This window comes from Komagataeibacter europaeus LMG 18890 (assembly GCF_000285295.1).
In the GTDB taxonomy this organism is placed as follows: Bacteria; Pseudomonadota; Alphaproteobacteria; order Acetobacterales; family Acetobacteraceae; genus Komagataeibacter; species Komagataeibacter europaeus.
On the sequence record NZ_CADP01000040.1, the window covers coordinates 14649 to 27423 of the forward strand.

General features: G+C 63.2%; 12 protein-coding genes. All 12 read right to left on the reverse strand.

Annotated features, from left to right (window positions below):
• Positions 1–9: 9 nt before the first annotated feature.
• The gene (locus tag GEU01_RS12140) at positions 10–717 is read right to left on the reverse strand and encodes an ABC transporter ATP-binding protein (RefSeq protein ID WP_019086305.1); all 708 of its coding nucleotides are present in this window, start codon (positions 715–717) and stop codon (positions 10–12) included.
• On the reverse strand, positions 710–1954 hold the full coding sequence (locus GEU01_RS12145; protein WP_019086306.1) for a lipoprotein-releasing ABC transporter permease subunit: 1245 nt from the start codon (positions 1952–1954) through the stop codon (positions 710–712). Before GEU01_RS12145 ends, GEU01_RS12140 begins: the two co-directional genes overlap by 8 nt.
• Entirely contained in the window at positions 1954–3276 is a 1323-nt protein-coding gene (gene proS / locus GEU01_RS12150; RefSeq protein WP_019086307.1) for a proline--tRNA ligase, read from the reverse strand. Before proS ends, GEU01_RS12145 begins: the two co-directional genes overlap by 1 nt.
• 373 nt (positions 3277–3649) lie before the next feature.
• Entirely contained in the window at positions 3650–5293 is a 1644-nt protein-coding gene (locus GEU01_RS12155; RefSeq protein WP_019086308.1) for a ribonuclease J, read from the reverse strand.
• Positions 5294–5577: 284 nt separating this feature from the next.
• Positions 5578–6372 carry a biotin--[acetyl-CoA-carboxylase] ligase gene (locus tag GEU01_RS12160; RefSeq protein ID WP_019086309.1) on the reverse strand — a complete coding sequence of 265 codons (795 nt, stop codon included), beginning with the start codon at positions 6370–6372 and terminating at the stop codon, positions 5578–5580.
• A 3-nt stretch (positions 6373–6375) separates the two neighbouring features.
• On the reverse strand, positions 6376–7800 hold the full coding sequence (gene nuoN / locus GEU01_RS12165; RefSeq protein WP_019086310.1) for an NADH-quinone oxidoreductase subunit NuoN: 1425 nt from the start codon (positions 7798–7800) through the stop codon (positions 6376–6378).
• Positions 7801–7824: 24 nt separating this feature from the next.
• The gene (nuoL, locus tag GEU01_RS12170; RefSeq protein ID WP_019086311.1) at positions 7825–9762 is read right to left on the reverse strand and encodes an NADH-quinone oxidoreductase subunit L; all 1938 of its coding nucleotides are present in this window, start codon (positions 9760–9762) and stop codon (positions 7825–7827) included.
• Between the two features lie 5 nt (positions 9763–9767).
• Positions 9768–10091 (reverse strand): NADH-quinone oxidoreductase subunit NuoK, encoded by a 324-nt coding sequence (gene nuoK / locus GEU01_RS12175; protein ID WP_010506353.1) that lies wholly within the window; start codon positions 10089–10091, stop codon positions 9768–9770.
• Complete coding sequence (locus tag GEU01_RS12180) at positions 10084–10857, reverse strand: NADH-quinone oxidoreductase subunit J (protein WP_019086312.1); 774 nt, start codon at positions 10855–10857, stop codon at positions 10084–10086. Before GEU01_RS12180 ends, nuoK begins: the two co-directional genes overlap by 8 nt.
• A 78-nt stretch (positions 10858–10935) precedes the next feature.
• Entirely contained in the window at positions 10936–11424 is a 489-nt protein-coding gene (gene nuoI, locus GEU01_RS12185; RefSeq protein ID WP_010506357.1) for an NADH-quinone oxidoreductase subunit NuoI, read from the reverse strand.
• Positions 11424–12407, reverse strand: coding sequence for an NADH-quinone oxidoreductase subunit NuoH (gene nuoH / locus GEU01_RS22700; RefSeq protein WP_019086313.1), 984 nt, complete (start codon positions 12405–12407; stop codon positions 11424–11426). The genes nuoI and nuoH overlap by 1 nt, the downstream gene beginning before the upstream one ends.
• Positions 12408–12416: 9 nt before the next feature.
• Positions 12417–12775: IS5/IS1182 family transposase (locus tag GEU01_RS12195; RefSeq protein WP_019086314.1), on the reverse strand; the 359-nt coding region annotated here is incomplete at its 5' end.

Consider the following 12775-nt stretch of genomic DNA (forward strand, 5'->3'; position numbering starts at 1 on the left):
TACAGATTTTCAGGTGGCAGGCGCCACCGGCACGACCAGCCCGTCACGCAGGGTCACGATGCGGTCCATGCGGCGGGCAAGGTCCATGTTATGGGTCGCGATCAGGGCGGCGACCCCATGGGCGCGCACGGTTTCCAGCAGCGCGTCAAACACCGCGTCAGACGTATTCACGTCCAGGTTGCCCGTTGGTTCATCCGCCAGCAGCACATGCGGGCGGTTGGCCAGCGCGCGCGCAATGGCCACGCGCTGTTTTTCCCCCCCCGACAGCTTGCCCGGCAGATGGTCCAGCCGGTGCCCCAGCCCGAAAATGGACAGCAGTTCGTCCGCCCGCGCGCGTGCATCCCTGCGCGCGACGCCCGCGATCATCTGCGGCAGCATGACATTTTCACGGGCGCTGAATTCGGCCAGCAGGTGATGGAACTGGTACACGAACCCGATCCGGTCGCGCCGGATCTCGGTCCGCCGGGCATCCTTCAGCGCGCCCGCGTCCTGCCCCGCCACCATGACACAGCCCGCATCCGGCTTTTCCAGCAGGCCAGCCAGATGCAGCAGCGTGGACTTCCCGGTGCCCGAAGGCGCGACAAGGGCCACGATCTCACCGGGGTGCAGCGTCAGGTCCGCGCCGCGCAGCACATCCAGCGTTTCCTCGCCGCTGATGTAACGGCGCGCCACGCCATCCATGCGCAGCGGCGGGGCGTTGTTCAGGGCATCACTCATGGCGCAGGGCCTCCACCGGGTCCGTCCTTGCCGCCCGCCATGACGGGTACAGCGTGGCCAGCAGCGACAGCACCAGCGCCATCACGATCACCTCGATCACCTGCGACCAGATCAGTTTGGCGGGCAGGTGTTCCAGATAATACACCTCGGCATTGAACAGGTCGGTGCCGGTGATGCGCTGCAGAAGCTGGCGGATATGTTCGATATTCAGGCAGAACACGATGCCAAGTCCGGTGCCGACAAACGTGCCCGTCACCCCCACCGATGCCCCGCACATGAGGAAGATGCGCATGATCGCCACACGCGTCGCCCCCAGCGTGCGCAGCACGGCGATATCGGCACTCTTGTCCTTGACCATCATGATCAGCGACGAGATCACGTTGAAGGCCGCAACAAGGATGATCAGCGTCAGGATCAGGAACATCACGTTCTGTTCCACCTGTACCGCGCCGAAGAAGGCATTGTTGCTCTGCGTCCAGTCCATGACGCGCACGTTGCCATCCATCGCCTTTTCGATCGCCTGGCGGATGGGGGCGACGTTTTCCGCATCCCGGGTCATGACCTGCACCTGCGTCACCTGCCCCGGTAGCTGGAAATAGACCTGCGCCGCATGCAGCGGCAGGAACACATAGCTGGCGTTATAGTCATTCACGCCCGCATCAAATATGCCCACCACGCGATAGGCGCGCACGCGCGGCATGGTGCCGAATGCGGTCGCCGCCCCCTGGGGCGAAACCAGCGTCAGCCTGCCGCCCACCGTCAGCCCCGCGCGTTCCGCCAGCGTGGTGCCGACGATGATGGTGTCATCGCCGCCAAAATCGTCCATGGAACCGGCGACAAGGTTGTCGCTGACCTCATGCAGCGCCTGCAGGTCGGCCCGCGTCATGCCGCGCACCAGCCCGCCCGCATTGTAGCTGCCGGAATTGAGCAGTACCTGCGATTCCACCAGTGGGGCCGCCGACACGACGCCCGGCACCCTGTGCACCCGTCCGGCCACGTCATCATAATCGCTGATGGTGCGTGTCACGCCAAAGACGCTGAGATCGCCATTCAGCCCCAGGATACGGCCCAGCAGGTCGGCCTTGAACCCGTTCATGACCGACATGACGATGATCAGCGTGGCGACACCCAGCGCGATCCCCACAAGCGAGAAGATCGCGATGACGGAAACGAACCGCTCCCCCCGCCGGGCATGCAGGTAACGCCCGGCGACCATCCGCTCGAAGGGACCAAACATCAGACGCGTATTTTCGCGATAAGGGCCAGGGCCGCGTCCACCGTTTCCTCGGTGCGTTCCCCGGTGCGGCGGTTCTTCACTTCCACCTTGCCATCCTTCGCCCCGCGCGGCCCCACGATCAGCTGCCACGGATGGCCCAGCAGGTCAGCATCGGCAAACTTCGCGCCCGCGCGTTCGGCACGATCGTCATACAGCAGGTCATCAGGCGCTGCCGCATACAGCTTTTCACAGATGGCGTCGCACTGCGCGTCACCATTCTTCAGGTTGATGATGGCGGCCCGGAAGGGGGCTACGGACGCGGGCCAGATAATGCCGTTGTCATCATGGCTGGCTTCGATGATCGCGGCGACAAGACGCGAGACGCCAATGCCGTACGACCCCATTTCCGGATACAGCGGCGCGCCGTCGGGGCCGCTGACCGCGATGTCCATGGACTGGGTATACTTGCGGCCGAAGTTGAAGATATGCCCGACCTCGATGCCTCGCCCCTCGCGCTGGCGTTCGGCCGGCACCTTCGCCCATGCTTCCGCGTCATGCATTTCATCCGTCGCGGCATAGAACGACGTCATGCCGGTGAAGAACTTTTCAAGCGACGCCCGGTCATTGAGGTCAACGTTTTCACCCAGCCAGTCCTGGTCCTCCAGCGCGCCGTCGAAGAACACGCCGCTTTCCCCCGTCGGGGCCAGGATCAGGAATTCGTGGCTCAGTTCACCACCGATCGGACCGGTATCGGCGCGCATCGGGATCGCGCGCACGCCAAGGCGCTGGAACGTGCGCAGGTAGGCCAGCATCATGCGGCGATAGGTATCAACCGCGGCATCATGGTCGAGGTCGAAGCTGTAGGCGTCCTTCATGTAGAACTCACGCCCGCGCATCACGCCAAAGCGGGGGCGGACCTCGTCACGGAACTTCCACTGGATCTGGTACAGCACCTGCGGCAGTTCCTTGTAGGACTTGACCGCCTGACCGAACAGGTCGGTGATCATTTCCTCGTTGGTCGGGCCGAACAGCATGTCGCGTTCATGCCGGTCACGGATGCGCAGCATTTCCGGGCCATAGGCGTCATAGCGGCCCGAACGCTTCCACAGTTCGGCGGACTGCATGGTGGGCATCAGCAGTTCCTGCGCGCCCACGGCGTCCTGTTCGTGGCGCACGATATTCGCGATATGGCGCAGCACCCGCAGGCCGGCTGGCAGCCAGGCATAGATGCCTGCCGCGGTCTGGCGAATCATGCCCGCACGCAGCATGAGCCGGTGCGACGTGATCTGGGCCTCGGCCGGATTTTCCTTGAGGGTCGGCAGAAAACTGCGGGACAGACGCATATCCGTATGAACCTTGAAGTATGAGAACCGATAATGCAGCGGACCCTAGACCAATCACAACGCCCGTGGAATGGGGCATGTGCGTGATATCCCCCCGCGCCACACCGAAGCGTGATGGCCAAAGGCCGGCAATGCGTAAACATCCGCGTGAGGGGGCATGGCGGCAACCCCGTGCCGGGGCTAAGGTGCGCAGGCAAATCTGGTTGCACACGAGACGCCGGGTTTAGGGAAAACGTACCAAAAAAATAATGGCAGGAAACGGTTCATCCGTTCCCTGCCATAATCATTTGCGGCCCAAGGATCATAAAGACGTTTCTGGTGCCGCCCTGTTCAAAAAAGACGGCACCAGAAAACTTTCATTACTTTCCGTCAGCTACACCCGCAGCAGATGCACATCGACCAGCGGGCGCTTCTGCAGCTTGCGACCCAGCGCGCGGCGCAGCGCGGTCTTGGCCGCTTCGCGGAAGGTCGCGTCGTTTTCACGCAGTTCATCGGGGATTTCATCCAGCGCATTGCCGAATTCCTCGGTCACGCGCTGGGTTTCGGGGTCTTCGGCATCCAGCAGGCCGGGCGCGCTGACCTTCGGGTCACCGATCAGGTAGCCCTCATCATCCACCGCAAAGCTGCCCAGCACCATGCCGTTGAACAGCATCCGGCGCCGCGCCGACAGTACGCCGCCATTCATGGGCAGGATACGCCCGCCATCCAGCACCAGACGCCCGGTGGGGGCGGTATCGCCGATCTCGACCCCGTCGGCGCGGATGTCGAGGATATCGCCATCTTCCAGCAGCACGGGTTCAATATTCAGTTCCTGCGCAATGGCGGCATTGGCGGTCAGGTGACGCCATTCGCCATGCACCGGGATCAGGAAACGCGGACGCACGAGGTCATACAGCTTGCGCACGTCACCACCCGTGGCGTGGCCCGATACGTGAACAAGGTGGTCCTTGTCGGTAATGACATGCACGCCACGGCGGGTCAGGCTGTCCTGCACCTGGATCACGGCCTGCTCGTTACCGGGGATCATGCGGCTGCTGTAGATGACCGTATCCCCCTCACCCAGCGCGATGTTGGGGTGGGTGTCGGCCGCGATGCGCGACAGGGCCGAACGGGGCTCGCCCTGACTACCGGTCACGATCAGCAGGATCTGGCTGTCGGGAATGGAATTGGCGTCCTGTTCCGACAGGAAGTGCGGCACATCCGACAGGTAGCCGCATTCGCGCGCCGCGACCTCAAGGTTGCGCAGGCTGCGCCCGACCACGGCAACGCGGCGGCCAGCGGCCTTTGCCGCCATGGCCAGCGTTTCCACGCGGGCAACGTTACTGGCGAAGCAGGTCACCGCGATCCGCCCCTCGAGCGAGGCGATGAGGCGCGTCATCTCGCGCCGCACATCGGCTTCGGACGCGGACGGCCCTTCGGTGCGGACATTGGTGCTGTCGCACACCATGGCCAGCACGCCCTCACGCCCCAGTTCGGCGAAGGTTTCAAGGTCGGTCGGCGGTCCGACCTGCGGGTCGGGATCGATCTTCCAGTCCCCGGTATGGACAATGATGCCCTGCGGCGTGCGCAGCACCAGCGACTGTGATTCCGGCACCGAATGCGTGACCGAGACGAAGCGCAGGTCAAACGGCCCGACGGTAAAGGCGCTGCCGGGGGCGATCACATGGATGGGCACCTGCTGCAGCAGGCCTGCCTCCCCCAGCTTGCGGCGCAGCACGGCTGCGGCAAACGGCGTGACATAGACCGGGCAGCCAAGCTGCGGCCACAGATGGGCGATCGCCCCCAGGTGGTCTTCATGCGCGTGGGTGACGACCATACCGGTCAGCCTGTCCCTGCGTTCGGCGATGAAAACCGGGTCGGGCAGGATGATTTCCGCCTCCGGCGTGTCATTGCCGCTGAAGCCGATGCCGCAATCCACCGCCAGCCACGCCTCACCCTGTCGGTACAGGTTGAGGTTCATGCCGATTTCGCCTGTTCCGCCTAACGGGAGGAATGAAACGCCTGTCATATCATTCATCAACAAATCCTGTGTCAGTTACCATGGTTTCAGATGTGTTTGAAAAATGGCCCCGGAACGCCTGTCCCGTGCCGTTGTTACGTGCCCTGTTGTCAGCCCGGTCGGGGCCAAAATCCTGTCTGGCGCCAGCATGTCGCCGGTCCGCCTGCCCTGTCGGCTTCGGGTGGAGCAGCCCATGCCACCCGGTACGGGTGGACGGCGCTCGACACCTTTCGCCATGAAATCATGCATGGGATTATCATGTAATCCCGCCAACTTAAATCTCTTTCCTTTGCCGGGGCCGATTATTCTGGGTGCGCGGGGACCATCAGCACGTCCCCCGTCACCACGCGACGCACCCCTTCGGGCGTGCGCAGCAACAGGATACCGTCATCCCCCAACCCTGCAAACGTGCCGATAAACTGCCGGTTTCCTGACGTAACCCGTATGAAGGTGCCAATCGCGTGCCCGCGTTCCAGCCATGCGGTGCGGATGGCGCCAAAACCATTGGCGCGATAACGCGACAGCCACAAATCCAGATGGTGCAGGATCGCGCGCGCCACTTCGGGTGCGTCCGGCACATCGCCCCCGCAATCCGCCAGGCAGGCCAGCGTGCGCCCGGCGATATCGGGTTTGCCACGCAGATTGGCCCCGATGCCGATCACCTGCCATGACACCCCGGGGCCGATCCCGCTCTCGATCAGGATACCCGCCATCTTGCACCCATCAAGCAGCAGGTCGTTGGGCCATTTCAGTTCCAGCGCATGACCGGCAGGTACGTAACCCGCGATGGCGTCATGCAGCGCAAGCCCGGCAATGAACGGCCACAACCCCACCGGCACCGATGCCCCCTGCCCCACCAGCATGATGGACAGGGCAAGGTTGCCACCAGGATCGCACCATTCACGCCCGCGGCTGCCCCGCCCCGCCGTCTGTTCCAGCGCGAGTATGGCGACGCCATCCGCCCCCTCGCCCGCCTCAAGCCGGGCCTTGCACAGGTCGGATGTCGATCCCAGCCTGTCATGCACCTCCATCCGCCATGCGGAGCCGTCGCCACGGGGTATCGTGACAACGGAGGGACGATGGGCGGGCTGGGTCATGCGTTACCTGAACAATGCGCTCGCCGCCGCCTGTGCTGCTGTCGCAACGGGACCAAGCCCCACCACAAAGAACGTGGTCACCAGCCCCATTCCCACCGATACGAAGGAGACGGAAACAGGCGAGCGGTCCAGCGCCGGGGCGGCGGCATCGAAAAACATGATCTTGACGATCCGGATATAGTAATACGCCCCGATCACGCTGCTGACGATACCAATTGCCGCCAGCCCGTAAAGATGGGCGTTGATCGCGGCATAGAACACCATGAGCTTGCCAAAGAACCCGGCCAGCGGCGGTGCCCCGGCCATGGAGAACATGAACACCGCCATGGCCAGCGCCATGCCCGGGTCGGTGCGCCCCAGACCGGACAGGTCGCTGATCCGGCTGACCGCGCGCCCCTTGCGGCGCATGGCGACAATCCCCGCGAACGCGCCGACATTCATGAACAGGTAGGTCACCAGATAGACCAGCGTGCCGCGCGTGCCCTCCGCCGTGCCGGCCGCCATGCCGATCATGGCGTAGCCCATGTGCCCGATGGAGGAATACGCCATGAGCCGCTTGATGTTCCCCTGCGGAATGGCCGCCAGTGACCCGAACACCATGGACGCGGCGGAGACGACCTCGATCAGCAGCTGCCACTGTGGCGTCATGCTGCCAAAGGGGCCGGCCATGACGCGCAGCAGCACGGCGAATGCCGCGATCTTGGGCGCCCCGGCCATATAGGCGGTGACCGAGGTGGGCGCGCCCTGGTACACATCGGGCGTCCACATGTGGAACGGCACCATGGACAGCTTGAAGCACAGCCCCACCAGCACGAACACGATGCCCACCATAAGCCCGGCGGGCAGCACCGCGCTGCCGCGCACCGCCTGCTGCAGCCCGGCATATTCCATCGTCCCGGCAAAACCGTACGCCAGCGAGATGCCATACAGCAGCAGTCCCGACGCCAGCGACCCCAGCACAAAATACTTCAGCCCCGCTTCCGCCGCCGTCACCCGGTCCCGCGCGAAGGCGCACAGGATGTAGATGGACAGCGAGGACAGTTCCAGCCCGACAAACAGCGTCATGAGGTTGCCCGATGACGCCATGATCATCGTGCCCAGCGTGGAAAACACGATCAGGACAGGGAATTCGAACTTGTCGATTTCCATTTCCCGCGCGTATCCCACGCTCAGCACCACCGAAAGCGCGGCACCCGTCAGGCTCAGCACCTTCATGAAACGGGCGAAGCCGTCATTGATGAAAATATGGCTGTATCCGGTGCCATCGGGCGACAGCACGACAAGGATGCCCGTGACCACCAGGGCCAGCAGCGTCATCATCGCGCAGGAGAAGAAGGCCTGCCCACGCCGTTGCATCACCCCGGCAAGCAGGATGACCAGCCCCGACAGGGCCAGCACGATTTCGGGCAGTGCAAGTGTCCAGTTCATTGGTATTGGCCCTGACATGCGGGGTTAGCGGAAGAACAGCATGGTGGTCAGCAGCACCACCAGCCCGATCAGCATGGAAAAGGCATAGACCGCCATGGACCCGGTCTGGATGCGCACGGCCTGCCCCGCGCCACCTGCGGTCAGGCGGGCCAGCCCTTCGGGTATGCCCTCGACTACGTCCTCGTCCACGCCCTTCCACAACAGGCGCGCAATCGCGCGATAGGGACGGATGATGGCCACGTCATACAGTTCGTCGAAATACCACTTGTTCAGCAGGAACAGGTAAAGCGGGCGCAGGCTGCGCGCGAGGGCCGCCGGGATGCCGGGGCTTGCGATATAGCAGACATAGGCCACCGCAATGCCCAGCACGGCGGCGAATGTCGGCACCAGCGCGATGAAGCCGGGTGTCTGTTCAAGGCGTTCGATCACGTCATGGCCAGGAATGGCGGCAATCGCCCCGTTCCAGAACGCCGCCTGGTGGCTGCCGATATAGAACGGTTCCAGCACGATACCCGCAATCACCGCGCCTACGGACAGCAGGCCGACAGGCACCATCATGGAAGCCGGGCTTTCATGCGCGCCGTCATGCAGGTGCGCGTCACGCGGCTTGCCGTGGAACACCAGGAAGATCAGGCGCCAGCTGTACAGCGCGGTCAGGAACGCGGTGACACACCCCATGACCCAGCCATAATGGCCCATGCCGCTGTCCGACATCCATGCCGCTTCCAGGATCGCATCCTTTGACCAGTAACCGGCAAAGGGAAAGATACCGGCCAGCGCAAGGCTGCCGATCCACATGGCGGCATAGGTGAAGGGGATCTTCCGCCACAGCCCGCCCATGCGGAACATGTCCTGTTCATCATGCACGGCATGGATCACACAGCCCGCGCCAAGGAACAGGAGCGCCTTGAAAAACGCATGCGTGGTCAGGTGGAACATGGACGCCTGATACGCCCCCACGCCAACAGCCACGAACATGTAACCAAGCTGCGAACAGGTGGAATAGGCAATCGTGCGCTTGATGTCGGGCTGCACCAGCCCCACGGTCGCGGCAAAGAAGCTTGTCGTGCCGCCAACCAGCACGATCAGATCGCGGGTGACCGGCGCCAGGTCCACCAGCGGCGACATGCGCACCATGAGGAAGATGCCCGCCGTCACCATGGTCGCCGCGTGGATCAGGGCGGAAACCGGGGTCGGCCCCTCCATCGCATCGGGCAGCCATGTATGCAGGAACAACTGCGCCGACTTGCCCATCGCCCCGATGAACAGCAGCGTCGCGATGACCTCATACAGCGGATGCGTGCCGAACAGCGCGAACGTGTCGTTCACATGGTAGGGGATGGCGGCGAAGATTTCCTCATACGACACGCTGCCCAGCCGGATGAAGATCAGCGAGATGCCGACAAGGAAGAACAGGTCGGCGATACGGTTGACCACGAACGCCTTGATCGCGGCAGCACAGGCGGAAGGCCGGTCATACCAGTAGCCAATCAGCAGGTAACTGGCCAGCCCCACCCCTTCCCAGCCAAAGAACAGCTGCAGCAGGTTGTCCGACGTCACCAGCATCAGCATGGCGAACGTGAACAGCGACAGGTAGGAAAAGAAGCGGTACACCGGCCGCGCCTCATGCGCCATGTAGCCCACGCTGTACACATGCACCAGCAGGGAGACCACGGTGACCATGGCCACCACGCTGACCGAAAGCATGTCCATGCGCAGCTGCCAGTCGGCCCGGAAGCCCGCGGCGTGAACCCAGTCGGCCACCGGCACGACAAACGTGCCCACGTCGCCCATCTCGAACCCCAGCACGCCAATGGCCGCCAGCGCCGAACAGATCATGAGGCCGATGGTGGTGAACCGCGCGGCACTGTCGCCCATCAGGTGACCGAAACAGCCCGCCACCAGGAAGCCGATAAGGGGCGCGAACACCGCCACTTCAAACAGGAAGGATGCCGTCTGCATTTCCCTTACCCCTTCATCATCGTGATATCATCGACTTCGATCGAGCCGCGATTACGGAAATAGACCGTGACAATGGCCAGCCCGATGGCGGATTCCGCCGCCGCGATGGTCAGCACGAACAGGGTCATCACCTGTCCCGACAGGTCGCCGGTGGCGGCCGAAAACGCCACGAAATTGATATTGGCCGAAAGCAGGATCAGTTCGATCGACATCAGGATGATGATGACGTTCTTGCGGTTCACGAAAATGCCGAACACGCCCAGAACCAGCAGGATCGCGCCAATGCTCAGGTATGGCGCAAGGCCGATCCCCTCAATCGCGCTATGCATTGTCCTGTCCTTTCGTGCCTGTCGCGGGGGCGATGACCACCAGCGCGGTCTGTGTTTCTTCTTCCATTTCCTGTTCGCGCCACGCCTGCGTGCCGTACGTGCCCGGCACCGCCGCCACGTCGTATGACGTGTGCGGGCGCAGGAAGCCGCCCTGCGCCGCAACGCCCGCGCCCAGCGGAACCTGAAGCATTTCCAGGCTGTCGGCGGCCGTGCGGTCGTGCTGGCGGTCGATGTTCTGGCGGCGCCCGGTGGGCCGGTCACGCAGCGTCAGCACGATTGCGCCGATCATCGCCACCAGCAGCACCAGCGCGCATGACTGGAACAGGAAGATGTAATGGGTATAAAGCACGTCGCCGAGTGCCGCCGTGTTGGTGCGCGTGGGCGACGACGGGACAAGATGCCCGACCTGGTCAATGTTGGTGGCGACGCGCCAGTGGGTGAACGCCATGATCAGTTCAACCAGAAGCACGCCGCCAACCACGCCGCCAATGGGCGCGTAACGCTGCACGCCTTCGCGCATCCGCGCGAAATTGACATCCAGCATCATGACCACGAACAGGAACAGGACCGCGACCGCGCCGACATAGACGATCACCAGCGTCATCGCGAGGAACTCGGCCCCCGCGATCAGGAACAGCCCCGCCGCGTTGAAGAACGCAAGGATCAGGAACAGCACCGAATGCACGGGGTTGCGCGCGCACACCACCATGGTGGCGGACAGGACCAGAACCGCCGCAAAGACGTAAAAGACAATCTGGGTCATCATGGGTGAGCTTCCTGCCGCATGGATGTTTCCTCCTGCCGGCATGACGGGTGCGGCCTGCGCCGCGCCCGCCGTGCGGTATCAGCGGTACGGGGCATCAAGTTCAAGCCTGCGGGCGAGAACGCTTTCCCAGCGGTCGCCATTGGCCAGGAGCTTGTCCTTGTCGTACATCAGTTCTTCGCGGGTTTCGGTCGCGAACTCATAATTGGGGCCTTCGACAATCGCATCGACCGGGCAGGCTTCCTCGCACAGGCCGCAATAGATGCACTTGGTCATGTCAATGTCGTAGCGCGTGGTCCGGCGGGATCCGTCGTCACGCGGTTCGGCCTCGATGGTGATGGCTTCGGCCGGGCATGTCGCCTCGCACAGCTTGCACGCAATGCAGCGTTCTTCCCCGTTGGGGTAACGGCGCAGCGCGTGTTCGCCACGGAAGCGCGGTGACAGCACGCCCTTTTCATAGGGGTAGTTGATCGTGGCCTTCGGCTTGAAAAACGCCTTCAGCGTCACGCTCATGCCCGACACCAGTTCGGACAGAAGCATGGAACGGGCGGCTTTGCTTAATGTACCCATCAGCCTGCTCCTCCGGGCAGAAGGCCCGTTACCATCAGGAATCCCGCGCTCAGCACCATCCATGCCAGCGAAAACGGCAGGAATACTTTCCAGCCCAGCCGCATGAGCTGGTCGTAGCGGTAGCGGGGAAATGTCGCGCGCACCCAGATGAAGACAAACAGGCAGAACAGGATCTTCGCGATCAGCCACAGCGGCCCCGGTATCCATGTAAAGGGCGCGATCCCCAGCGGCGGCAGCCAGCCGCCAAGGAACAGGATGCTGACCATGCCCGACATCAGGAACATGTTCGCGTATTCACCCAGGAAGAACAGGCCGAAGGCAAGGGCCGAATATTCGACGAAGAAGCCCGCCACCAGTTCACTCTCGCCTTCCGGCAGGTCGAATGGCGCGCGGTTGGTCTCGGCCAGCGCCGAGATGAAAAACACGATGAACATCGGGAACATGGGCAGGCAGAACCAGACGTGGCGCTGCGCCAGCACGATGTCATTGAGGTTGAGGCTGCCCACCGCCAGCAGGACCGACACGATCACCAGCCCGATGGAGACTTCGTACGACACCATCTGTGCCGCCGAGCGCAGCCCGCCGAGAAAGGCGTATTTGGAATTGGACGCCCACCCCGCGATCAGGATGCCGTAGACCCCCAACGATGAAATCGCGAGCAGGTACAGCACACCCACATTGATGTTCGCGATGGCCAGTCCGTTACCCGTGGGAATGACCGCCCACGCCACCATGGCCAGCGAAAAGGTCAGGAATGGCGCGAACAGGAACAGCATCCGGTTGGCGCCAGACGGGATCACCGTTTCCTTCGTCAGCATCTTGATCGCGTCGGCAAAGGTCTGCAGCACGCCAAACGGGCCGTTCACGTTCGGCCCCTTGCGCAACTGCATGGCGGCCATCACCTTGCGTTCGGCCAGTGTCAGGTACGCAACCCCCAGCAGCAGCGGCACCAGGACCGCCAGCGTTTCCAGCACGATCAGCACTAGGGCCTGTTAGCACTTGATCCAGTCTGCGGCGGCAGCGATGTGGATGACCGCGAGGAACGAGGTTGCTGTTTTTTCGTATCTGGTTGCGACAGCGCGCCATTCCTTGAGACGAGCCCAGAGGTTCTCCACAAGATGTCGGCATCGATAGGCCCATTTGGGACAGGCGACCGGCGCATCGCGTCGTTTCGCGGGAATGGCCGGTCGGGCTCCCATGTCCCATATCCGTTCACGAAAGGCGTCTGACGCGTAGCCTTTGTCCGCCACGACCCACAGGGGAACAGAGGGGAGATCGTCGAGCATGGCTGGCGCCAGTGGCAGTTCATGGGCCTGTCCGGGTGCCAGAGCGAAACCAATGGCTTTTCCGT

Excerpts from the sequence above, each read along its gene's own strand:
- GEU01_RS12140 (WP_019086305.1), bottom strand. The coding sequence starts at position 717 with ATGAGTGATGCCCTGAACAACGCCCCGCCGCTGCGCATGGATGGCGTG.
- proS (WP_019086307.1), bottom strand. The coding sequence starts at position 3,276 with ATGCGTCTGTCCCGCAGTTTTCTGCCGACCCTCAAGGAAAATCCGGCC.
- nuoN (WP_019086310.1), bottom strand. The coding sequence starts at position 7,800 with ATGAACTGGACACTTGCACTGCCCGAAATCGTGCTGGCCCTGTCGGGG.
- nuoI (WP_010506357.1), bottom strand. The coding sequence starts at position 11,424 with ATGGGTACATTAAGCAAAGCCGCCCGTTCCATGCTTCTGTCCGAACTG.
- GEU01_RS12180 (WP_019086312.1), bottom strand. The coding sequence starts at position 10,857 with ATGATGACCCAGATTGTCTTTTACGTCTTTGCGGCGGTTCTGGTCCTG.
- GEU01_RS12155 (WP_019086308.1), bottom strand. The coding sequence starts at position 5,293 with ATGAATGATATGACAGGCGTTTCATTCCTCCCGTTAGGCGGAACAGGC.
- GEU01_RS12160 (WP_019086309.1), bottom strand. The coding sequence starts at position 6,372 with ATGACCCAGCCCGCCCATCGTCCCTCCGTTGTCACGATACCCCGTGGC.
- nuoL (WP_019086311.1), bottom strand. The coding sequence starts at position 9,762 with ATGCAGACGGCATCCTTCCTGTTTGAAGTGGCGGTGTTCGCGCCCCTT.
- GEU01_RS12145 (WP_019086306.1), bottom strand. The coding sequence starts at position 1,954 with ATGTTTGGTCCCTTCGAGCGGATGGTCGCCGGGCGTTACCTGCATGCC.
- nuoK (WP_010506353.1), bottom strand. The coding sequence starts at position 10,091 with ATGCATAGCGCGATTGAGGGGATCGGCCTTGCGCCATACCTGAGCATT.